Here is a 22,854-nt window from a genome sequence, read left to right as displayed (position 1 = left end):
ACTATTGCCCTGACTGTCCTAAAGCAGGAGAGCCCAGGCCGAGCCCGGGGTCCAACCCGGGCCGGGCTGGCGGGCCCCGGTCCGGGCAGGAGCTCAGGTGCCTGGCGGCTGCGGCGGCAGGGAGGCCGTCGCCTGGGCCCCCGAGCCGCCCGGCCCACCCTGGCCCGCCGGGCCACCTGGCGTGGCCCGGTCTCCGAGGTTGGCCGGGCTACCCGGATCAGCGGAGTCGGCCGGGGCTTCGTCGTCGCCGGCGAGGCCCAGGTAGATGAAGCCGTAGCCCTCGTCCCGGAAGACCACCCCGGCGCGGTGCAGGGCGACGTCCCAGTCACCGCGGCAGTCGGGGTCGGCCGCCTCGAATCCGTGGTCGGCGGTGAGCAGGATGGCCGTCTGGTCGGTGAGGCCACGGCGCTCCACCAGGTCGAGGAACACCCCCAGCCGGCGGTCGGCGTCGGCCAGCGCGGCACGGGCCTCGGGTGAGTAGGGCCCGCCGCCGTGATGACCGGTGTCGGTGATGGTGGTGTTCCACCAGGTCAGCACGGGTGGTTCCCGGCCGTCGGCCCACAGGTCGATGATCTGGGTCAGCCCCAGCGCGTCCACCCTTGTCGACCAGGCGTAGTTCGGGTCGGCGGTGACCCATTCGGCGCTCGCGTGCGGGTCGCCCTCGGCGGCCGGCAGGTAGTCCTCCATCCCACCACCAGCGGCCTCAGCACCGGCACCGCCGGCGCCCGGCCCGACCCCGAGGGCTCGCACCAGGCCGAACGTCGAGTAGCTCGCCCCGCGGTCGATCGGCTCGTTCACGCAGGCCGTCTCGGTCCCGGGGCGGGAGCGGGCCACCGCCTCGAACACCGTCGACACGCCGTCCCGGAGCTGGTCGCAGGCGACGTGCCAGGTCGCGGCCTCGTTGGTGATCACCTGGCGGTCGGTCGCGCGGTCGAAGTAGACGTTGTGCAGAATGCCGTGCCGGCCGGGGCCGACGCCGGTGATCGCCGAGGTGTGGTTGGTGAGGGTCACGCTCGGGAACTCGGCCAGGGCGCCGCCGGTCAGCGCGACGCCGCGGGCCAGCAGGCGGGCGACGTTCGGGAGCTCTCCCCGGGCGGCGAGGTCGAGCAGGTCGTTGCAGTTCGTCCCGTCCCACAGCAGCCCGACCACATGCCGGGCTCCCGGCCCGGCGAGATCGTCGAGCGCGGTTCCCTCCGCCTCGGGCATCGCCGCCCCGGCGAGCGCCGCCAGGGTCGGAGCGACGTCGATCACCCGGGCGACCCGCGGCAGCAGACCACGGGCGGTCACACCTGCCCCGGACAGAACGAGCGGCGCCCGGGACTGCCCGGCGTCCAGCGAGCCGTGCTCTCCCAGATGGCCGCCCCGCTCGGGCCAGTAGTGCCGCGGGGTGTGGACGACGGCGATGTCCGGCGAGCGCGTCGGGTCGGCGAACATGGACAGCAGGCGCCGTCCCGCGAAGGGGTAGGCGTTGCGCGCGGCCGGCGGGGACGGGTCGGCGAGCGCGGCCACCAGCGGAACACCGTGCATGGGGTCCTGGTCGGCGACCGGGTCCCGGCCGCGCAGGATCTCCCACGGCCCGTCCGGATCGTCGACCGGCAGGCGCGACGCACCGTCGGCGTTCGCGACGTGCAACCAGCCGTCCTCGACCCACGCGACCAGGTCGACGACGTGGGCGAGGTCGGGCCGGGTGAGCACGGCCACCGCCTGTGCCAGCCCGGGCTCCGCGACCGCCCTGACCGACCCGGCCACCCCGGCCTCGATGGCATCCCCGGCCGCGGTGGTCGTCACGGCCGCAGTGGCCACTCCGGGCGCGGTGGTCGTCAGGGTGCCCGAGGGAGGCCCGCCGGCGGGGACGGCCTGCACGGGAGCGCCGGCCGGCGCCTCGGCGACGGTGGCAACGCGGTCGGGAGCGACACCGCTGCGGACCGGATACACGCGCTCGCTGCTGGGCACGCTCGCACACTACCGGCGCCGACCGCACCACCAGGAGAAGCACATGCCAACTCCACGGGGCGGGACGCCGACGAGTCGGCGTCCCGCCCCAGCCCCGCCTAACCAGGCCTCAGGCAGCCACCTCCTTGCGTGGGCGGCCACGCGGGCGCTTGCGGGGCACGACACGGCCCGTCACGACGAGTTCACCTCCCCAGACTCCCCACGGTTCGTTCCTGTCGATGGCGGCCGACAGGCAGGCGAGCCGCACCGGGCAGTCCACGCACACGGACTTGGCGGACTCGACGTCCGCCGGGGACTCAGCGAAGAAAAGCTCGGGGTCCACGTCCCAGCAGGGCAGGACGAGACGCTCCCGCTCGATCCGGGAAACGATCGAGGGGTCGAACACCGGGGTCACCTCCGACACTGGCGGTTTCTTCGGTTTGGTTTCTCGGTCTTGCATCCATCGACAGCGGTCAGCTCGGGTCTCGCGGTGCGGTGGCGGGTCGGCGCCGGCCCTGGAAAACACGAAGGCCGCGGACCCTGTCGGGTCCGCGGCCTCGGATTCGCTCCGTTTCGGCGCTATGCCAGGAGCGGATCTGGGACGGGGCCCCACGGGGCGAACGGGCGCAGCGAACGCGCGGCTGCCCGCGTGACGGTCGTGTTGCCGGTGGTGATGCCGGTGCCTTGCGCCGGGCCGCTGGGCAGGGTGGCGCCATGCGGAGCGGCCAGGTGCGCGCCGGTCACGCGCGCGCGGAGAACCTGATCGACACCGATGTGCGCACCGGACGCCCAGGCGCCGGGCCGCCGGGTGGCGTGGCCGACGAGGCGGGCCTGACCGGGCTGATCGCAGGAGGTGCCGAGAGAGGGTCGCGTACGCGTATAGGCCAACATGACGAGCCTCATCGAGATYCCTCCCTCACCCTGCGTAGGAGCGTGCTGCTGCCACCCCGCGAGCGCTGTTGATCGCGCCCCGGTGTTCATGGAACACGGTAGGAGCCATCGCCCACGCTGACAACTTATTTTCCATGTGATCACACAGACACCCTCAGCCACAGCGCGACTCACCCACCACCGGCGTGTCACATTCCGAGCACCAGGCGTCAGCCCGTGGACGGCGATCCAGCCGGTGGACGCCCCGTGACCAGCGCGAGGACGTCCTCGCCGTAGCGGTCGAGCTTGCTCTGGCCGATGCCGGGCAGCGCCACCAGCTCGGCGACCGTGGACGGGCGCCGCTCCGCGATCAGGCGCAGCGTCGCGTCGGTGAGGACCACGAAGGCCGGCGCGCCCTGCTCCTTCGCCCGGCGGGCGCGCCAGGCGCGCAGCCGCTCGAACAGCTCGCCGTCCACCGGCCCCCCCGGGCAGGCCTCGCACCGGCCGACGCGGGCCTCGGCGCCCGCCAGCGCGCGCCCGCAGACCCGGCAGAGCACGCTCGACCGGTTCCGTGCGCGGCCGTTGCCGCCGGTGCCGGGCTCCGCACGCGCCGAGCCCGGGCGGGCCGCGGACGAGCCGCGCCGGAAAACCGCCGCCGCGCGGCGCGGCTCGTCCAGGAACCGGGACGGCCGCCGCGAGCGGCGCGCGCCCTCCGCCCGCGCCAGCGCCCAGGACAGCGTCAGGTGGACCCGCGCCCGGGTGACCCCGACATAGAGGAGACGGCGCTCCTCGGCCAGTTGCTCGTCGGTCTGGGCGTGCACGATGGGCAGCGTCCCGTCGACGAGGCCGACCAGGAACACCGCGTCCCACTCGAGGCCCTTGGCCGCGTGCAGCGAGGCGAGCGTGACGCCCTGCACCGTCGGGGTGTGCTGGTGTGCCGCGCGCTCGGCGAGGTCGGCGGCGAAGGCGGCGAGGTCGGCCTCGGGCTCGCGCGCCTCGAGGTCGGCGGCGAGCCGGTGCAACGCGGCGAGGTTCTCCCAGCGCTCACGGTCGGCTCCGGGCCCGGCCGGCGGCGCCCCCGGCCGCCATCCGAGCCCGCTGAGGACGTCCGCGACCACGTCGGCGAGCCCGCCGGGGCGGTCGGTCTCGGCGGAGCGCAGCGCGGCGCGCAGCATCCGCACCGCCCCGGTCACCTCGGGCCGTTCGAAGAACTTCTCACCGCCGCGCACGAGATAGGGGATCTCGGCCCGGCCCAGCGCCGTCTCGTACGCCTCCGACTGGGCGTTGATCCGGTACAGCACGGCGATCTCGCTGGCCGGGACGCCTGTGCCGAGCAGGCCGCGGATCCGCCGGGCCACGGCGGCGGCCTCCTCGGGCTCGCTGTCGGACTCCAGCCACACGGGCTCCGGGCCGGACGGGCGCATCGCGACCAGCCGCCCCGCCGCGGACCGACCCTCCGCACCGCCCGGAACACCCGGGCCGGCCTGGACGGCCGATGCTCCCCGCGTATCCGGCGCGGGCCGGGCGGCGCCGTCGAGCAGCTGGTTCGCCAGCGCGACCACCTGAGGGGTGGAGCGGTAGTCCCGGACGAGGCGGACGACCGTCGCGGCCGGGAACCGACGCGGGAACTCCACCAGGTGCCGCGCGGAGGCGCCGGTGAACGAGTAGATGGTCTGGTTCGCGTCCCCGACGACGCACAGGCTGTCGCGGTCACCGAGCCAGGCGTCGAGCACGCGCTGCTGCAGCGGGTTGACGTCCTGGTACTCGTCGACGACGAAGTGGCGGTAGCGGGCGCGGAGCTCGGTGGCGACCCAGCCGTGCTCCTCGACCACGGCGGCGGTCAGCAGCAGCAGGTCGTCGAAGTCGAGAACCCCCGCCTCGCTCTTGACCTCCTCGTAGGCCTCGTAGAGGCGGGCGACGACGTCGGGCGCGAAGGAGGTCTCCCGGCCGTGGGCGGCGGCGAGGCGGACGTAGTCGGTGGGCGCCACCATCGTCGCCTTCGCCCACTCCACCTCGGAGGTGAGGTCGCGCAGCTCGGCGCGGTCCGGGCGCAGCCGGGCACGGTTCGCGGCCTTCGCCATCAGCGGAATCCGGCTCTTCTCCAGCCTCGGCAGCGCCGTCCCGGCGACGGAGGGCCAGAAGTAGGAGAGCTGACGCAGCGCGGCCGCGTGGAAGGTGCGGGCCTGGACGCCGTCCACACCCATCACCCGCAGCCGGCCGCGCAGCTCGCCGGCGGCCCGGTTGGTGAAGGTGACGGCGAGGATCTGCCCCGCCCCGACCTCCCGTTCCGTGACCATGTGCGCTATCCGGTGGGTGATGGTGCGGGTCTTGCCGGTGCCCGCGCCCGCGAGGATGCAGACCGGCCCGACGGGGGCGAGCACGGCGGCGAGCTGCTCGGGGTCGAGCCCCTGCTCCGCGCCGGCCGGGACCGGATCGGGTGACGATCGATGATCGGGCGGCGACGCCGCGCGACGGGCCTCGGAAGCGCTGGGTCCGGACATCACCGGACACGGTAACCGTGCGCGGCCCGGGGAAGCGAAGTCACCATGGCCTGGTTATGCAGTGCGTCATACGCAGAGCGCCGCCCACCGGACGTCGCTCACCGCAACCCGTCATCTGACGGATCGTCGCCAACGGAGGTCTCACCGTGCTCACGATGTACACCACCCCCTGGTGTGGCTACTGCGTCCGACTCAAGGGTCAGTTGGACCGCGCGGGGGTGGAGTACGTGACGGTCGACATCGAGCAGAACCCGACAGCAGAGCAACTTGTCCGCGATGCGAACAACGGCAACGCGACCGTGCCGACCGTCGTCTTCCCCGATGGGACGGTGATGACGAATCCGACCCTCCGCCAGGTCACCGAGAAGGTCACTTCCGCCGCATAACGGATACGCAGGGCGACGATCTTTCGGGAGTTCACTCCTTCCCGACGCACACGCGGCCGGCTCGTGGGACGGTGTCCGTCACTGCCCGTGAACTTTGTGGGAGAGTTCGGCCTGTGTCGTCAGCACCTTCAGGACTCCCGTGGAGCACGGTCGACGCCGCGCTGAGAGCCACGCACGCACTCCATCAGATGGAGCAGACGTGCCTCGTCGTGGTGTCGACGGATGTTGCCACCTACCTACGGGTGACCGGGCCGATCCCCGAGCTGGTTTCCGGGCTGAGTGTTCCGCGCGCCCGCTGTCTACCTGCCCGGATGCTCGATGGAGCGCCAGCCGCGGGCTCCCGGGCCGACCAGGATCCCGCCCTGGCCGACACCGTCGAGCCGGAGCGGTTCGGCATTCTCAGCTATGTCGCGATGCCCGTCGTCGGGCCGGACGGGACCGTTCTCGGCATTCTCACCGGCCTCGACCGCTCATCGCTCACCGTTCCCACCGAGACACTCAGTGTACTGAGGGCGATTGCGGACAGTCTGGGAGCGTCGGACGCACTCCGCGACCAACTCGTGCGGGAGGCCCTCTCGGGGGTTGCTGCCAGTAACGAGGCGGAGGGTGACGGAACGGGCTCCCGGGGCACCGAGAACGGTGCCCCGGCCGGCGAGGCACCACCCGGCGCCACCCAGACTGGCACCACCCCACCCGGCACCACGCCAGTCGGCACCACGCCAGTCGGAGCGGCCGGCGAGGCCGGCCGGACACCCACCCCGGAGACCGTCGCCCGCGCGATCAGGCCCGGCCCGCCGGGTCGGCCCGGCGCGCCACGACCCGGGCCACCCCGGTCAGGGCCGTCACGACCAGGCACCGCACGGGGGCCCGGCGGGACAGGCGCCGCCGGCGGCGCGCCCGCTCCCGGGGCCTCCGACATGCGGCTGCGCCGCGCGCCCACCGGCTGGATCGTCGAGGGGCCCGGCGCCGAGATCCGCCCGGTCGGCGATCTGATCTCCGCGATGGTCCTGGCCGACCTGCTCGCCGAGGACCTCAGCCCGCCCGGGCGGCCCCGGCGCGCCGATCGCGACCTCAACGAGACCGAGCAACTGAGGTTGTCGGTGATCCAGCTCGAGCACGCGCTGGCGTCCAGGGTGATCGTCGAGCAGGCGATCGGCGTGCTCGCCGAGCGCAACCACATCAAGCCCCGGGACGCCTTCGAGCGGCTGCGCCGCACCGCCCGCGGGATGGGCCGGCGGGTACACGACCTCGCCCGCCAGGTGGTGGAGTCGGTAGGCGACCCGCGGGTCACCCTGCCCGGGGAGCTCGGCGGCCGCGGCGGCGGACCGGGCACGGCGGGCGGGCCCGCGAGCGGTACCGGGGGCGGCCAGCCGCGCCCGACACCGCCGCGCGCCGCACCGAGCCGCCGCTGACCCCACCGCTGCCCGCCCCACTGCCGACGGCCCCACTGCCGCTGACCTCAGGCGGACTCGACGGCTCCGAGTGCCCGCACCGACTCGGTGATCTTCGAGGCGTCCCCCACCAGCACGGTCACCAGCCCCGACGGAGCCAGCAGCTGCGCGGAGACCGCCTGGACGTCCGCCGCGGTGACGGTCGCGAGCGCGCGCGGATGGTCGCGCAGGTACTCGACGCCGACCCCGGCGCCGGACAGCCCGGACAGGGTGCCGGCGAGACCGGCCGCGGTCGCGCTCGACAGCGCCAGCGTGCCGATCAGGTACTGGCGCGCGGCCTCGAGCTCCTCGGCCTCCGGCGGCAGGACGGCCATCCGGCCGAGCTCGTAGAGGATCTCGAGCAGCGCCGGGCCGGTCACGTCGGTGGAGACGTCCGCGGCGACGGTGAGGCGGGAGCCGGCCTGGTGGTGGTCGACCGAGCTGCGCGGGGAGTACGTGTACCCCTTGTCCTCGCGGATGTTGGAGACGAGCCGCGAGCTGAAGTAGCCGCCGAAGATCGTGCTCGCGAGCCGGAGCGCGGGATGGGCCGGCGCGGAGCGGTTCAGCGCGCGGCCGCCCATCCTGATGTTCGTCTGCACCGCGCCCGGGCGGTCGACGATCAGGATCGGGCCGGCGGTGGGCACGGGCGCGGGCGGGTGGCCCGGGGCGGCGGTGCCCGTCCACGACCCGAGCGCGGCCTCGACGGCGTCCAGCGCGCGCTCGGGGTCGACGTCGCCGACCAGGGTGAGGATGGCGCCGTCCGGGCAGACCCGGGCGCCGTGCAGCGACCGCACCCGCTCGGCCCCGACCTCGGAGAGCACCGACGGCGGGGTGATGGCGCTGCCGTAGGGGTGGTCGCCGAACATCCGGCGCACCAGCGCCTCACGGGCGATCACCGCCGGCTGGCTGAGCGCGCTCGTCGTCTCCTCGACGATCCGGTCGCGCTCACCGCCGAACTCGCTGTCGGGGTAGCTCGCGGTGGTCAGAACGTCGGCGATCAGCGCGAGCAGCGGCTCGAGGCTGGTCGCGAGCGCGGAGCTGACGATCGCCAGCCGGTCGGCGTCGACACCGGTCCGCAGCGACCCGCCCAGGGCGTGCACGGCGGTGGCCAGGCCGACCCGGTCGTACCGGCTCGAGCCGGTGAGGATGGTCTCCGCCAGCAGCTCGGCCTCGGCCAGGTGGACCAGCCCGGACCCGGCGAACGGGATGCGCAGCCGCAGCTCGACCAGCGGGACGCTGGAGCGGGCGACGACGTCCACGCGCAGGCCGTTGGGCAGTGTGCGCCGCACGACGGCCGGCAGCTCACGCGGAACGGTCGGGATCACCGCCGGGATCTTCGACCCGGCCTCGGCGGGCGCGGAGATCCCGGCCGTGGCCGCAGCGGTCGTCGTCACCATGCCTCCTCGTCCCCCGGACGGGGGATGCCACCGCGGATCATCTCGCTCACCGGCCCGGCGTGCGTCATCAGGCGGCTCCCGCCCGCAGCTCCAGCACGGACCGGCCCTGGGTACGCAGCGCGCCCGCGGCCGCGGCGACCGCGTCGGCGGTCACCTCGGACAGCAGCCCGGGCAGCTCGTTGAGCAGCTCGGGACGGCCGCGGTGCAGCTCGAACGTCGCCATCGCCAGCGCCCGGCCGAGCGCGTCGTCGGACTCGCGCAGGATCGCCGAGGCCACCTGGGCCTGCACCCGCTCGAGCTCGCCGGGCTCCAGGCCGTCACCGGCCAGCCGGTCGAGCTCCTCGTCGACGGCCGCGAGCACCGTGTCGGCGGTCGAGTCCCCGGCGTGCCGGGCCTCCAGCGTCAGCAGCAGCGGGTCACGCTGGTCGAACGGGTCCCCGAAGGTGCCGACGTAGCTGCTGACCGCGGTGACCGAGCGGTCCTTCTGGACGAGGCGCCGCTCCAGCCGGCTCGCGTCGCCGGTGGTGAGGACGTCCGTCAGCAGGTAGGTGGCGAGGAACGCCGGCAGGTCGGTGTCGGGGTCGGGCACCCGGTAGCCGACGGCGAGCGCGGGGCGCGGGGCCAGCTTGTCGGTGAGCGCCTCCCGGCGCTCCTCGGCGCGCACCGGCTCGGCGAAACTGCGCCGCGCCGGCACCGGGCGGGCCGGGATGGCGCCGAAGTACCGCTGGACGAGCTCGAGCGTCGTGTCGGGGTCGAACTCGCCGGCGACGGTCAGCACGGCGTTGCCCGGCGCGTAGAACTTGTCGAAGAAGTCAGCGGCGTCGTCGAGGCTGGCCGCCTCGAGCTCGGAGAAGTCACCGTAGCCGTTGTGGGCGTTCGGGAAGGTGTCGAAGGCGACCGGCGGGAGGGTGATCCACGGGAACCCGCCGTACGGCCGGTTCAGCACGTTGACCCGGATCTCCTCCTGCACCACCGCGATCTGGTTGTCCAGGTTCTCCCGGGTGATCCTCGGCGCGCGCATCCGGTCGGCCTCGAGGAACAGCGCCAGCTCCAGCGCGCCGGAGGGCAGCAGCTCGAAGTAGTCCGTGTGGTCGGGGTGTGTCGACCCGTTGAAGATGCCGCCGGCGGCCTGCACGTACTTCGGGTGCTCCGCCTTGCCCACGTTCTCGCTGCCCTGGAACATCAGGTGCTCGAACAGGTGGGCGAAACCCGTCCGCCCCTCCGGCTCCGAGCGGAAGCCCACGTCGTAGTGGACGGCGACAGCCACCACCGGGGCCGTCCGGTCCGGGGCGAGCAGCACCCGCAGGCCGTTGTCGAGCGTCACTCGCTGAACCGGGTACGAGGGGGCCGCCACGGTGGCCCTCACCGCGCTGGACGCGGGCGGGCCGGCGGCTGGGCGTGAGGACACATCGCCACGCTACTGCCCTCGCCGTCCGGCCGGCGACCTTCGGCGGGCTCCGTCGCCCCGCCAGGTCCCCCCACGCGGACCAGAGGACTACGAAAGGGCAACCCGAGCACCGTCAGGGATGACGGCGCCCACCACTGCCCGCGGCCGAGACCAGAAAGACGAGCACCGCGGCCACCGCCACCTGCAACAACAGTGTCAACAACCAGCCGCCGTCGACACTGGTGGCAACGACGAGACCGAGCGCCGCGCCCAGCAGACCGATCAGAACCGTCATGAGACAACCGATCGGCGCCCTGCGCCGCGCCGGGACGACCGCCCGACCCAGCAGGCCGACCACGGCACCGGTGAGCAGCACGCTGACGATGCCGGTAGGCGTGTCCACGGCACCGATTGTGCTCCCCGGGCCAGCCGGCACCCCCACCGACGGGCCGTGGGCGCAGACTGTCCCGGTGGGACAATTTCCGCCCGGGCTGGGCGGCTGCCTCGCCGGTGAGCTGCGCGAACTTGGTGACGAGATCATCGCCGCCATCGCGGGTGAGGTGCCCGCCTACGCCCGCCCACTCGAGGGGACGTTCGGGCAGGGCGTACGGCGCGGCGTGGACGAGGCGCTGGCCCGTTTCCTCGCCATCGTCGAGGCGGGCCCGGACGCGGCCCCCGACCTGGCGGCCGGGCGCGACGTCTACGTGCGGCTCGGGCGCGGTGAGGTGCGGGCCGGCCGCTCCCTGGACAACCTGCTCAGCGCCTACCGGGTGGGTGCGCGGATCTCCTGGCGCCGGCTCGGTGAGGCCGCGCGCCACGCCGGCCTGGACGCCGCCGGCCTCGTGTCGCTCGCCGAGATGATGTTCGCCTACATCGACGGGATCTCGGCCGCCTCTGCGGAGGGCTACGCGCTGGCCCAGTTCGAGGTCGCCGGCCAGCGGGAACGGCTGTGGGACCGGCTCGGCGAGCTGCTGCTCTCCGGCGCCGACACCGTCACCATCGAGCAGGCCGCCGCCGCGGGGGCGTTCCGGCTGCCCGACCGGATGGCGGCCGTCCTGGTGCCGACCGGGCCCGACGGGCAGCTCCCCCCGCGGCTGCCCACCGGCTGCCCGCGCACCGGCCACGGCGTCGACTTCTGGCTGTTCGTCGGGGACGCCGACGAGCCGGCCCGGCGCGGCTGGCTGGCCGACCGCCTCGACGGCACGGGGGCGGTGGTGGGCCCGACCGTCCCCTGGCAGGAGGTGACAGGCAGCGTGGAGCGCGCCGGACTCGCCCGAACCGCCCGGCTGGCCGGTCGGCTGCCCACCACGGCCGGGCAGGACCCACTGTTCACCGACGACCACCTGACCGCCCTGCTGCTGGCCCGCGACCCGGGGCTGCTCGACGACCTCACCCGCCGCCGGGTCGCCCCGCTCGCCGGGCTGCCCGAACGCACCCGGGCCAGGCTGGCCGAGACCCTGCTCTACTGGCTCGCCCTGCACGGGCAGCGCCGGCTGGTGGCCGAGCGGCTGCACATCCACCCGCAGACCGTCCGCTACCGGGTCAGCCAGCTGCGCGAGCTGTACGGCGACGCGCTGGACGACCCCGACACCCGCTTCGAGCTTGAGCTCGTCCTGCGCGCCCTGACCGGCCAGCGCCCGGGCGACCCGACAGCGGCGCCCCGGCCGGGGCCGCCGTCAATGCCACGCCAGGGCGTCCCCGCGGCCGCGAGGCAGGACGTCCCGACGGTGGCGCGGCAGGGCCCGGCGGGCACGGGAAAGCCGGTTCGGGCCGGCTGACGGGCGGTTCACGCTACCGTCCGTACTGTGCGGGTGGGCTCGTTCAACGTGATGCACGGCCTGTCTCTCGCCGACGGACGGGTCGAGGTGGACCGCTTCGCCGCGGCCGTCGCCGACCTCGACTGCGACGTCCTCGGCCTGCAGGAGGTCGACCTGGCACAGCCCCGCTCGGGCGGCGGGGACCTCGCCGCCGCCGCCGCGACGGCGCTCGGCGCCCCCGACACCGGATGGCGCTTCGCCCCCACCGTGTACGGCACCCCCGGGCACCACTGGCGCCCGGCGGAGGGCGAGCGCCGCGGCGACGAGCCCGCCTACGGAATCGCGCTGGTCAGCAGGTTGCCGGTGCACCGGTGGTGGGTGGTTCCGCTCGGCCGCGCCCCGGTGCGCTCCCCGATCCTCGCCCCGGGGGCGAACCGCCGGGCCCGACTCATCCTGCTCGACGACGAACCGCGGGTCGCGCTCGCCGCCATCGTCGAGACCACAAGCGGACCACTGACGGTGGTGACCACCCACCTGTCCTTCGCCCCGGGGTGGAACGCCTTCCAGCTTCYCCGGCTGGTGCGGAGGCTGCGCGGCGTCGACGGGCCGGTCGTGCTGCTCGGCGACCTGAACCTGCCGGGCCGGCTGCCGACCGCCCTCACCGGATGGCGCCGGCTGGCCGCCCACCGCACCTACCCCGCGCACGCCCCCCGGGTGCAGCTCGACCACGTGCTCGCCCGCGGCGCGGTGGGCACCGTCGCCGCCAGCGAGGCCCGCCGGACCCAGATCTCCGACCACCTCGCGCTCCTCACCGACATCCGCCGATAGCCGCGCGGGACCGAGCCGGACCAGGCCGGGCTAGCGGCGGCGGTCGGCGGTGCTGTCGGAAGACCACGCGCGGCCCGAGAGCAGGGCGGTGATCTCGTCCTCGCCAAGCAGCGGCGGGCGCACGACTCGCCCGGACGCGACGTAGAAGTAGGCCGCGTCGACGTCCGCCACGGCCACGCCGCGGACCCGCGCCCAGGCGACCCGGTAGACCGCGAGCTGGACGGGATCGGCGGCCTCCGAGCCGGTCTTCCAGTCGACGACCTCCCAGCGCCCACCGCCGAGCTCGTAGACGGCGTCGATGCGCCCCCGCACCGCGCGCCCGCCGATCATCACCTCGAACGGCGCTTCCAGGGCGAACGGGCGGCGGGCGCCGTACGGGCTGGCCAGGAAGGCCGCCTGCAGGCCGGAGAGGTCGCGGTCGTCCGTGAGGACGGCGGCATCTGCGGCATCGGCAAGGTCCTCGACGTCGATGAGCGGCCGCTGGTCGAACATCTCCTCCACCCAGGCGTGGAAGCGGGTTCCCCGCCGGGCCTGCGGCACCGGCCGGCGCGGCACCGGCCGGGCCAGGTCGCGGGCGAACTCGACCGGGTCGGCCCGCATCCGCACGATCTCGGAGGCGGTCAGGCTCGCCGGGATCGGGACGTCCCGGAACGGGGCCCGGGCCACGCGCTCCTCGGCGAGCAGCAGCGCGGCTTCGCGGTCGAGCTCGGCGAGCAGGGCCCGCTCGCGGGCGGTCATCCCGCCCGGCTCGTCGACCAACGGGGCCTGGCCGGAGCGGATCATCGCCAGGGCCTCGGCGACGCCCGCCGCCGCCTCCCGCCGGCGGGCGAACGCCACCGGCTCGTAGGGCGCCGGCCACGCGAACTCCACCGGGACGGCCAGCGCGGGGTTGCCGCCCCGCCCCGGTTCGGAGGTCCACACGTCCACCCGCCCGTTCCCCTCGGCCGCGTGGTCGTGCAGCTCGGTGAGGAACACCGAGGGGCCACGCCTGGTGCGCTGGGTCGGCCCCCACCAGTGGCCGCTGCCGAGCAGCACCGACTTCGCCCGGGTGAACGCGACGTAGGCCAGCCGCCGCTCCTCGCGCTCCTGGTACTCCCGGCAGTCCTCGGTGTAGGCCTCCAGGGCCGCCTTCGAGTCGTCGAGCTCGTAGGACGGCAGCTCGGCCACGTCGCCGCGCAGCGGGGTCGGCAGCACCCCGGTCGTGGTCGGCCACCTGTCCCGCACCGTCAGGTCGGGAAAGACCCCACGACTCAGGTTGGGCACGGCCACGACCTCCCATTCGAGGCCCTTCGCCCGGTGCATGGTCATCAGCGCGACGGCGTCCGCGCCGGACGGCCCGGTGATGTCCAGCCCGCGTTCGTGCTCGCGGGCCGCCCGTAGGAAGCCGAGGAAGGACGTCAGCGAGTTCGGCCCGTCGGGGTCGTCGAAGTCGGCCGCCGCGTCGAGGAAGGAGGCCAGGTTCTCCCGGCGGCGCGCCGCCACGGCACGCGGGCTGGCGGCGAGCTCGACATCCAGCCCGATCGTGGAGATCACCCGGTGGAGCAGGTCGAGCAGCCCGTCGCCGACGTGCGCGCGCAGCGCCGCCAGCTCCGCGCCGAGCCGGGCGGCCCGCTCCCGTCCCTGGGCCGAGATCTCCTCGCCGGGGTCGGTGAGGGCGTCGGCGAGGGCGACGACGTCGCACGGGTCGACCCCGGCGACGGCCTCCGCCAGCGCGCTCCCGTCGCCGTCCCCGCCGGCGGCCGTGGGTGCGGTCGTGCCGGTGGTGCGCAGCAGCGCCCGCGCGCGGCGGCCCAGCGCGGCCAGGTCGCGCGGGCCGAGGCGGACCCGCGGCCCGGTGAGCAGCCGGACGAGCGCCGCGTTGGCGACCGGCGAGTCCAGCACCTCCAGCACGGCGACGACGTCGGCGACCTCGGGCAGGTCCAGCAGGCCGGCGAGGCCCACCACCTCGACCGGCAGCCCGGCGGCCGTCAGCGCCGTGTGCAGCGCGCGGACGTCCGAGCGGGCCCGCACGAGCACGGCCATGTTCCCGGGCCGCTCCCCCGCCGCGACCAGCTCGGCCAGCCGGGCGGCGACCCAGGTGACCTCCTGCGCCCAGCTCTCGTGCAGCGCCACCAGGGTCCGCCCGGCGGCGACGACGTCTGCCCGGGGACGCAGCTCGACGACGTGGTGGCGGGCCCGCAGCGGGGCCGCCACCGCGTTGGCCAGCGTCAGCAGCCGGCCGCCGCTGCGCTGGTTCACCGACAGCAGGTACCGCGCGGACGGGGTGCCGTCCGCGTGCGGGAAGTGATCGGGGAAGTTGTCCAGGTTGGCCACCGACGCGCCCCGCCACCCGTAGATCGCCTGGCAGGGGTCACCGACGGCGGTCACCGGATGGCCGCCGCCGAACAGCCCGGCCAGCATCGTGCGCTGGGCGACGGAGGTGTCCTGGTACTCGTCGAGGAGCACCACGCCGAACCGTGTCCGCTCGGCGGCGCCGACCTCCGGGGAGTAGCAGGCCAGCCGGGCGGCGAAGGTGACCTGGTCGCCGAAGTCGAGGACGTCCCGGCCGCGCCGGGCCGCCCGGTAGTCGGCGACGAGGCCGGCGAGCTCACGCCGCCCCCGGGCCGTGGCCGCCATCCGGCGCAGCTCCTTGCGCAGACCCTTCGTGCCCGGTCGCAGCGCCGCGCTCGCCAGGGCCGCCATCGCCCGGTCGAACAGGTCCGCGTCGAAGGCCATCAGGTCGTCGGCGGAGACGAGGTGCTCGCTCATCTCCCCGTCGAGCGCGACGAGGTCGGCGACGAGCGCGGGCATCGACTTCGTCAGCGCCTCGACGCGGCCGCGGTGGGCGCGGGCGACGCGGGCCGCGAGCTGGTAGCGCGCGGCCGCGACGAGCATCCGGGTGTCGGGCTCGAGGCCGAGCCGCAGCGCGTGCTCGCTGACGAGACGCCCGGCGTAGGCGTGGTAGGTGCCGATCGTCGGCTCGTCGGCGTCGTCCGCGGCCGGCTGGCCGGGGACGTTCTCGCGGGCGCGGCGCAGCGCCGTCCGCACCCGACCGGCCAGCTCGGCGGCGGCCTTGTTCGTGAACGTCAGGCCCAGTACCCGCCCCGGCTCGACCTGACGGGTGGCCACCAACCAGACCACACGGGCGGCCATCACGGACGTCTTGCCCGACCCGGCGCCGGCGATGACGACAGCCGGCTCCAGCGGCGCGGTGGCCACGGCCAGCTGTTCGTCGGTGTACGGGACGCCGAGCAGCTCCCGCAGGTACTCCGGCTCCGGCACCGGGCCGGTCATGGCACCGCCCGCGCCTGCCGGCTCCGGGTCGAGACCGGGAAGCACCTGCTCGGCGGCCCCCGCCACGCCGGTCAATCGATCACCTGCTCCCCCTCCGGCCGCCCCGGGCAGCACCGACGGAACGAACACATGGTGCACCCCTCGCCGGGGGTGGGCCGGAAGGACTCGGTCGTCACGGTCCGCACCGCGTTCTCGACCATGTCGTCGATCCACGCCCGGCCGCCGGGGAGCGCGTCCTGACGCTGCACCTCGGGCGGCCCCGGTTCCTCCGCCGGCAGGCGCGGGCCGGTGTTGTCGCCGCCCGCGTCCCGCCGGAGCTGCACCAGCTCCGCCCCGCCGGGCACCGCCGCCGGCCGCTCACCGGCGGTGGACGGCGCCCCGCCGGTGGACGGCTCCCCGCCCCAGGACGGGTCCCCAGCCCCGGGCACCTCGCCGGGCGCGGGCACCTCGCCGGGCGCGGTCGGATCGCGGCGGCGGGCGGCCTCGTCCAGTACCGGGTCGAGGGCGCCCTCGCGGACGGCGAGCTGGTAGCTGCCCAGCTGTGCGTGGGTCGCCAGGTCACGCCGGCTCGGCGGCGTCCGGCCGGTCTTGAAGTCGACGACGTGCACCCGGCCGGTGTCGTCGAGCTCGACCCGGTCGATGAAGCCGCGCAGCCGCACGACCCGGCCCGCCACCTCGATGTCGCAGGAGAAACGCACCTCGGACGCGACGACCTCGCGGCCGCGCTGCGCGGCGTGCCACTCGAGGAACCGGCCGAGCGCCTCCCGCGCCGCCGCGCGTTCCTGCTCGGAGCGCCACCGCGAGTCGAACTCCAGATGCCGCCAGACCAGGTCGAGCCGCGCGTCGAGGGCCTCGAGCCGCGCCTGCGTCCGGCCCGTCGTCACCTCGTCGGCCAGCGCGTGCACGACCTTGCCGAAGCCCTGCGCGGGCGACGCCGGCTCGGCCGCGTTCGCCTCGTGCTCCAGGAACCAGCGCAGCCCGCAGGAGCTCAGGCCCGACAGCGAGGACCCCGAGAGCCGGATCGGCGCGTCGGGCGCGACGACCGGGACGTCCGAGCTCGTCACGTCCAGCAGGCCCCACCAGCGGTCCGGATGGGCGGCGGGGACCAGCGCCCGGCCGGTCTCGTCGGAGGCGGCGGCCAGGGCCGCGAGCCGGACCCCCGCGGCTTCCCGCATCGCCGCCGAGGCCTCCGGGTCGACTGTCAGCCGCCGCAGCGCGGCGACCAGGCCGACCAGGGTGAGCGGACGCGGCGGGCGGGCCCGGACGCTCTCCACCTGTACCCCGAGCTCGGCCAGGAACCGACTGGGCTGCTCCCCGTCGTCGTCGGCGCCGTCCACCGCGGTCACCACCAGGCGGCGGCGCGCCCGGGTGAGCGCCACATAGAACAGGCGACGCTCGTCGGCGAGCAGCTCCTCCCTGGTCCGCGGCGGGCGGACGCCGCCGTTGCGCGGCGAGTCGAGCTGCTCGGCCCCGAGCAGGGTGTGCCGCTGGCGCAGGTCCGGCCAGACGCCGTCCTGCACGCCGCAGACGACCACGACCTCCCACTCCAGTCCCTTGGAGCGGTGCGCGGTGAGCAGCCGGACGGTGGCCGGGCGACCGGCCCGGGCCTGCGCCGTCTCCGGCGCGATCTGCTGGCGGGTCAGCTCCTCGACGACGGAGCTCACCCCGAAGCCCGGCCCGCGCCGCTCACCGAGACGCCCGACGGCGTCGAACAGCGCGACGACGGCGTCGAGGTCACGGTCGGCCGACCGCCCGGCCGGCCCGCCGACCGCGGACGCCCGCTCCAGCCTGGGGCCCCACTCGCTGGCCGTCCACAGTGTCCACAGCGCGTCCTCCGGGGCCGCCCCCCGCCGCAGCTCGGCGCGCACGGTTCGCAGCAACCGCCCGAGCCGGCGCGCGGGCGCGGCGAGCTCGTCCGGGACGGCGAGCAGAACCCGCTCCGGATCGGCGACCGCCTCGCGCAGCAGCTCGGCCGAGGACGCGGGCAGACCGAGCACCGACCCGTCCGCCTCCGGTGCCGAGCGCGGCTCCGGCAGGGCGATCGGGCCGACGGCGTCGTGGGCAGTGCTGTCGCGGGCAGTGCTGTCGCGGGCAGTGCTGTTTCTGGCAGTGGTGCTCCGGGCAGCTGTGTCCCGGGCAGCGGCGCGGGCGGCGGCGTCGTGGGCGCGCAGCTCGCGGCCGAGGGCGCGCAGGCCGGCCGGGTCCGCGCCGCCCAGCGGGGAGGTCAGCAGCGCACGCGCCGTCTCCGGCGTCAGCTGGACCGCCGGGTCGTCCGCGCAGCGCAGGGCCGTGAGGAGCAGCGCCGCCGCCGGCTCCCGCGCCGGCGGGAGCTCCCCACCCGCCACGCTCACCGGGACGCCCGCCGCCGTCAGCACCCGGCGCAGCAGCCCGAGCGGCGCGGTGGAGCGGACCAGGACGGCCATGTCGTCCCAGTCGACGCCGTTCTCGAGATGCTCGCGGCGCAGCAGCTCGGCGATCGCCTCCGCCTCGGCGCCGGCCGTCGGATAGGTGCGGGCCGCGACCTGGCCCGGCCCGACGGCCCCCACGGAGACAAGATCGCGGTGCGCGCGGACGTGGCGGACCGGCAGGCCCGCCGAGGGAAGCGACGCCGCGACGCGGCGGGAGGCGGCCAGCGGCGCCGGGGCCATCCGACGGCACCGCCGCAGCGCGGCGACGGGCGCCGGTGAGCCGTCGGCGCGGGGGAACCGGTTCGGGAAGTCGAGCAGGCCCCGGACCTCCGCCCCGCGGAAGGCGTAGATCGACTGGTCCGGGTCACCGAAGACGACCAGGTCCCCCCCGCCGCCGGCGACGGCGGTCAGCAGCCGCTCCTGCGCCGGGTCGGTGTCCTGGTACTCGTCGACGAACACCGCCCGGTACCGCTGCCGCAGCTGGGCGAGGACGTCCGGCTCGGCGGCGAGGTTCGCCGCGGCGTGCACCAGGTCGGCGTAGTCGAGGGCTCCCTCCGCGCCGAGCGCGTCGAGGTAGTCGCCGTAGAACTCGGCGACGGCCGCCCAGTCGGAGCGGCCCACCCGCCGGGCGATGCGCGCCAGCGCCGGCGGATCGACGCCGATCTCCCGGGCCCGCGTGAGCAGCATCCTGATCTCCTCGGCGAAGCCGCGGGTGTTCAGACAGCCGGCGAGTGGATCAGGCCAGACCGGACGTCCCAGCTCGCGGGAGCCTTCGATGAGGTCGCGCAGCCGGGCGTCCTGCTCGGGGCCCGACAGCAGGCGGAAGCCGCCGAGCGGGGTGGCGGCGCCGTACGCGCGCAGCAGCCCGAGGCACCAGGCGTGGAACGTCCACGCCGCCGGCCCGACGGCGGCCGCCCCGAGCCGGACGGCGAACCGTTCGCGCAGGTGGCGGGCGGCCCGCCGACTGAACGTGAGCACCAGCAGGGACGCCGGATCCGCCCCGGCCTCGATCCGCCGGGCGACGGCCTCGACCAGGGTTGTGGTCTTTCCCGTTCCCGGACCGGCGAGGACTAGTAGCGGACCACCGGCGTGTCCCACCACGTCGGTCTGCGCCGTGTCCAACACGATGGGTCCGGCCACCGGGACGAAGGGCGACACCAGGCGAAACGACGGCCGCCGGGCAGGGCGGGCAGGCGTCGGCACGGTGACCACGCCGCACAGCACATCACGACACTCTGACAAGATCGCCAAAGCACGGACGAGGTCGGCGCCGATGGCACGGAAGTGCTGTCAGCGCGACGACACCGGCACCCTTTGGAGCAGCACAAAGATGAGTACGAATACCACCAAAAGTGTCGAAACAGCTGCGAGTCGACGTCGGAACGTGGCAGTTTCACCGAGCATGACGGACGACGACGTCCCGGCCGGTCATTCCACGCGGACCGCGCCGGAGGCCCAGGGGGCATCCACCGGACGACGGGCACGACGGCCACAGGCCGACGCCTCGGCCCCGGCGCGGGCGGTCACGGCACCACGCCCACGAGCCGGCACGGCGGACGGCCCCGGCGATGACGGTAGCGTCGCGACGGTGACCGGCCCGTTCGCCAGGACGGCCGGCGACGCCGTCGCGGGCGGCGGCGAGTACGCCGGCCGGGTCGCCTTCGTGACCGGATCCGGCTCGGGAATCGGCGCCGCCTGTGCCCGCCGGCTGGCCGCGGCCGGCGCCTTCGTCGTCCTGGCCGACCGGGACACCGTCGCGGCCAAGGAGGTCGCCGGCGAGATCGAGGCGGCCGGCGGCACCGCACTGGCGGTGGCGGTCGACGTCGCCGACCCGGAGTCGGTCGCCCAGGCCGTCGCCACGGCGATCGAGGCCGGTGGACGGCTCGACCTCGCGGTCAACAACGCGGGCATCGCCACCGACCGGGCCCCGCTGGAGGACATCTCCCTCGCCGACTGGGACCGGGTTCTCGCGGTCAACCTCTCCGGCGTCTTCTACAGCATGCGCGCCGAGATCCCGGCGATGCTCGCGGCCGGCGGCGGCTCGATCGTCAACATGGCCTCCGTGCTGGGCACGGTCGGCCTACAGGGCACACCGGCCTACGTCGCCGCCAAGCACGGCGTGATCGGACTCACCAGGGTGGCCGCGCTGGACAACGCGACGCGCGGAATCCGGGTCAACGCGGTGGCACCCGGGTTCATCGACACCACGATGGTCAGCTCACACCGCGGGGCGCGCTTCTTCCAGCCGATGAACCGGCTGGGGACCGCCGACGAGGTCGCCGAGGTCGTCCACTTCCTGCTCTCCGACCGCGCGTCCCTGGTGACCGGCAGCGTCTACTCAGCTGACGGAGGGTTCACCGCCCGCTGATCGCACAGGCGGGCCCCAGCCGACCGGAGTCGGTACCGGCCCGGGCCCCAACGCCGACTGAACCCCGACGTCGACCGGGGATCAGCGCAGGTGGAGGCCCAGCGGCTGGTGGAGATCGGCGCCAGCCGAGGATCAGGCTGGCGCAGAATCAGGGCCGGCACGGAATCAGGGCCGGTCAGGGCGGGTGACGCCGTCCCAGCGGGCTGCCGCGAGATCGACCCGATCACCGCCGGGCCGCAACGGGGTGCTGTCCGCGCGCAGGCGTCGCAGTGCCTCGGCGGGCGCGGCGGGGTTCGGCTCCCCGGACGCGCGAATCACCCGGTGCCACGGGACGTCGTCCTCGTGACCGTGCCGTGAAAGCACCGCGCCCACGGTGCGCCCGGTGCCGGCGCCGACGAACTCGGCGACGTCACCGTAGGTCATGACCTTGCCGGCCGGTATCCGGGTGACGGCCTCGAGGACGGCCATCGCGTGGGGGCTCGGCCTTCCCCCGATGTGGATCCGCGTCGCGACACCCGCCGAAACGGTGTCGGGAGACCGCCCCCGCCGAGGCCCGCCGGGCCCATCCGTCGCCCGCGCCATGCCCACCGACCTCCCCAACGCGTTTTCTCCGGGGCTCGCCCTTCCCCGTGCTCGGCCAGCCTCCCCGAGGCTGGTCTCGCACAGCCCAGATTCCTCTCAGCCCGGAACCACGGATTCCCACCCGCACCACCAGATCGCCATCTAGCGGACAAACACCCCATCCGGCGGGGTTGCCTGCTCGCCCTTTGGCATCCTTCTCGCCCTTCGGGAGCGGAATCCGCCGAGATCGACCCCCGAAACAGCGAGGACGGAATCAAAGGGCGAGGACACGATGGTCCGCAAGGCCTCCGGCACGACCGTGGCGGGTGAGTGCGGCTGTGCCGACGCACTCACCCGCCACAGATCTTCCGGGCGCACGCCCACCCAGGAGACGCGGGGGCTGACGGTTGGGGAGACGGATCAGTAGACGGGGAGGGTCTTGTCCACCTGGGTGGCCCAGGCGGTCACGCCGCCCTGGACGTGGACGGCGGTGGCGAAGCCGGCGCCCTTGAGGGTCGCGAGGGCCTCGGCTGAGCGCACCCCGCTCTTGCAGTAGACGACGACCCGCCGGTCCTGGGGCAGCTCGGCCAGGTGCGCCGGCAGCTCCCCCTTCGGGATGAGGCGCGCGCCGGGGATCCGCACGATCTCCCACTCCGCGGGCTCACGGACGTCGATCAGCTCGATCGGCTCGCCGCCGTCCAGCATGGTCCTCAGCTCGGCGGCGGTGATCGTGGAGCCGGCCGCCGCGAGCTGGGCCTCCTCGGAGACCACGCCGCAGAACGCCTCGTAGTCGATGAGCTCGGTGATCGACGGGTTCTTCCCGCACAGCGGGCACTCCGGGTCCTTGCGCACCTTGATCGTCCGGTAGGACATCTCCAGGGCGTCGTAGACCATCAGCCGGCCGACGAGCGGGTCGCCCACCCCGGTCAGCACCTTGATGGCCTCCGTGGTCTGGATCGACCCGATGGAGGCGCAGAGCACACCGAGGACACCGCCCTCGGCGCACGAGGGGACCATGCCCGGCGGAGGCGGCTCGGGGTAGAGGCACCGGTAGCACGGGCCGTGCTCGGCCCAGAAGACGCTCGCCTGACCGTCGAACCGGTAGATGGAACCCCACACGTAGGGCTTGCCGAGCAGCACGCAGGCGTCGTTGACCAGGTAGCGGGTCGCGAAGTTGTCGGTGCCGTCGACGATCAGGTCGTACTGGGCGAAGATCTCCATCACGTTGGAGGTGTCCAGCCGGGTCTCGTGGATCACCACGTTGACCAGCGGGTTGATCTCCCGGACGGAGTCGCGGGCGGACTCGGCCTTGCTCCGGCCGACGTCGGACTGCCCGTGGATGATCTGACGCTGCAGGTTCGACTCGTCCACCACGTCGAACTCGACGATGCCCAGCGTCCCCACCCCGGCCGCGGCCAGGTACATCAGGGTCGGCGAGCCCAGGCCACCCGCACCGACGGCGAGGACCCTCGCGTTCTTCAGGCGCTTCTGCCCGTCCATCGCGACGTCGGGAATGATCAGGTGCCGCGAGTACCGGCGGACCTCGTCGACGGTCAGCCCCTCGGCGGGGGAGACCAGGGGCGGTAGTGACACGTTGCTCCTCGCCTTCTCTGTCGTACCACCCGACGATGCCACAGCCGCCCGGTCCGGCAGCCGTGATCGGCGGTTCGCGCGACCGCCGACAGCCCACCGATCTCCGGACGGGCCGCCGCAGCGGGCGCTCCACATGGTGCAGCGCGTCCCCGGGCCCGGGTGT

16 protein-coding genes are annotated in these 22,854 nt (G+C 74.8%); 5 read left to right on the top strand and 11 right to left on the bottom strand.

Annotated features, from left to right (window positions below):
- Positions 1-93 precede the first annotated feature (93 nt).
- The 4 genes from BBK14_RS01140 to BBK14_RS01125 all read right to left on the bottom strand — a co-directional run bounded on the left by BBK14_RS01140 (position 94) and on the right by BBK14_RS01125 (position 5,303).
- A complete protein-coding gene (locus BBK14_RS01140; protein ID WP_071059358.1) occupies positions 94-1,953 on the bottom strand; it encodes an alkaline phosphatase family protein in 1,860 nt (619 codons plus the stop codon).
- 109 nt (positions 1,954-2,062) lie between these two features.
- Positions 2,063-2,338, bottom strand: a complete 276-nt coding sequence (locus tag BBK14_RS01135) for a WhiB family transcriptional regulator (RefSeq protein ID WP_198145593.1) — start codon at positions 2,336-2,338, stop codon at positions 2,063-2,065.
- Between the two features lie 173 nt (positions 2,339-2,511).
- Positions 2,512-2,835: a hypothetical protein gene (locus BBK14_RS01130; RefSeq protein WP_131802133.1), complete on the bottom strand. Its 324-nt coding sequence runs from the start codon at positions 2,833-2,835 to the stop codon at positions 2,512-2,514.
- Between the two features lie 197 nt (positions 2,836-3,032).
- Positions 3,033-5,303 carry an ATP-dependent DNA helicase UvrD2 gene (locus tag BBK14_RS01125; protein WP_071059356.1) on the bottom strand — a complete coding sequence of 757 codons (2,271 nt, stop codon included), beginning with the start codon at positions 5,301-5,303 and terminating at the stop codon, positions 3,033-3,035.
- Between the two features lie 146 nt (positions 5,304-5,449).
- On the opposite strand from BBK14_RS01125, the gene BBK14_RS01120 reads away from it, so the two are divergent.
- Positions 5,450-5,689, top strand: coding sequence for a mycoredoxin (locus BBK14_RS01120; RefSeq protein ID WP_071059355.1), 240 nt, complete (start codon positions 5,450-5,452; stop codon positions 5,687-5,689).
- Positions 5,690-5,877: 188 nt separating this feature from the next.
- Positions 5,878-7,101, top strand: a complete 1,224-nt coding sequence (locus BBK14_RS01115) for an ANTAR domain-containing protein (protein ID WP_241831025.1) — start codon at positions 5,878-5,880, stop codon at positions 7,099-7,101.
- Between the two features lie 47 nt (positions 7,102-7,148).
- Here BBK14_RS01115 and BBK14_RS01110 read toward each other — a convergent pair whose 3' ends face one another.
- The 3 genes from BBK14_RS01110 to BBK14_RS01100 all read right to left on the bottom strand — a co-directional run bounded on the left by BBK14_RS01110 (position 7,149) and on the right by BBK14_RS01100 (position 10,306).
- Positions 7,149-8,516 carry a M16 family metallopeptidase gene (locus BBK14_RS01110; protein WP_071059353.1) on the bottom strand — a complete coding sequence of 456 codons (1,368 nt, stop codon included), beginning with the start codon at positions 8,514-8,516 and terminating at the stop codon, positions 7,149-7,151.
- Positions 8,517-8,583: 67 nt separating this feature from the next.
- Entirely contained in the window at positions 8,584-9,840 is a 1,257-nt protein-coding gene (locus BBK14_RS01105; RefSeq protein WP_420849111.1) for a M16 family metallopeptidase, read from the bottom strand.
- A 196-nt stretch (positions 9,841-10,036) separates the two neighbouring features.
- Positions 10,037-10,306 carry a hypothetical protein gene (locus tag BBK14_RS01100; protein WP_071059352.1) on the bottom strand — a complete coding sequence of 90 codons (270 nt, stop codon included), beginning with the start codon at positions 10,304-10,306 and terminating at the stop codon, positions 10,037-10,039.
- A 67-nt stretch (positions 10,307-10,373) separates the two neighbouring features.
- On the opposite strand from BBK14_RS01100, the gene BBK14_RS01095 reads away from it, so the two are divergent.
- Both BBK14_RS01095 and BBK14_RS01090 read left to right on the top strand, forming a co-directional pair.
- The gene (locus BBK14_RS01095; RefSeq protein ID WP_241831024.1) at positions 10,374-11,681 is read left to right on the top strand and encodes a PucR family transcriptional regulator; all 1,308 of its coding nucleotides are present in this window, start codon (positions 10,374-10,376) and stop codon (positions 11,679-11,681) included.
- Between the two features lie 27 nt (positions 11,682-11,708).
- Positions 11,709-12,488 carry an endonuclease/exonuclease/phosphatase family protein gene (locus BBK14_RS01090; protein ID WP_071059350.1) on the top strand — a complete coding sequence of 260 codons (780 nt, stop codon included), beginning with the start codon at positions 11,709-11,711 and terminating at the stop codon, positions 12,486-12,488.
- 30 nt (positions 12,489-12,518) lie between these two features.
- Here BBK14_RS01090 and BBK14_RS01085 read toward each other — a convergent pair whose 3' ends face one another.
- On the bottom strand, positions 12,519-15,836 hold the full coding sequence (locus BBK14_RS01085) for an ATP-dependent DNA helicase (protein WP_198541132.1): 3,318 nt from the start codon (positions 15,834-15,836) through the stop codon (positions 12,519-12,521).
- Positions 15,833-19,294, bottom strand: a complete 3,462-nt coding sequence (locus tag BBK14_RS01080) for an ATP-dependent helicase (protein ID WP_116429954.1) — start codon at positions 19,292-19,294, stop codon at positions 15,833-15,835. The genes BBK14_RS01085 and BBK14_RS01080 overlap by 4 nt, the downstream gene beginning before the upstream one ends.
- Before the next feature lie 259 nt (positions 19,295-19,553).
- On the opposite strand from BBK14_RS01080, the gene BBK14_RS01075 reads away from it, so the two are divergent.
- Entirely contained in the window at positions 19,554-20,537 is a 984-nt protein-coding gene (locus BBK14_RS01075) for an SDR family NAD(P)-dependent oxidoreductase (protein WP_241831023.1), read from the top strand.
- Between the two features lie 165 nt (positions 20,538-20,702).
- On the opposite strand, the gene BBK14_RS01070 is transcribed toward BBK14_RS01075, so the two are convergent.
- Together BBK14_RS01070 and moeZ are read right to left on the bottom strand one after the other, a co-directional pair.
- Positions 20,703-21,119, bottom strand: coding sequence for an MGMT family protein (locus tag BBK14_RS01070; RefSeq protein WP_071059348.1), 417 nt, complete (start codon positions 21,117-21,119; stop codon positions 20,703-20,705).
- Between the two features lie 399 nt (positions 21,120-21,518).
- Entirely contained in the window at positions 21,519-22,691 is a 1,173-nt protein-coding gene (gene moeZ / locus BBK14_RS01065; protein WP_071059347.1) for an adenylyltransferase/sulfurtransferase MoeZ, read from the bottom strand.
- Positions 22,692-22,854: the final 163 nt, after the last annotated feature.

Source organism: Parafrankia soli, assembly GCF_001854695.1.
Classification (GTDB): Bacteria; Actinomycetota; Actinomycetes; order Frankiales; family Frankiaceae; genus Parafrankia; species Parafrankia soli.
The sequence above is the reverse complement of the archived record's forward strand: the minus strand, read 5'-3'. Positions and strand labels throughout refer to the sequence as shown.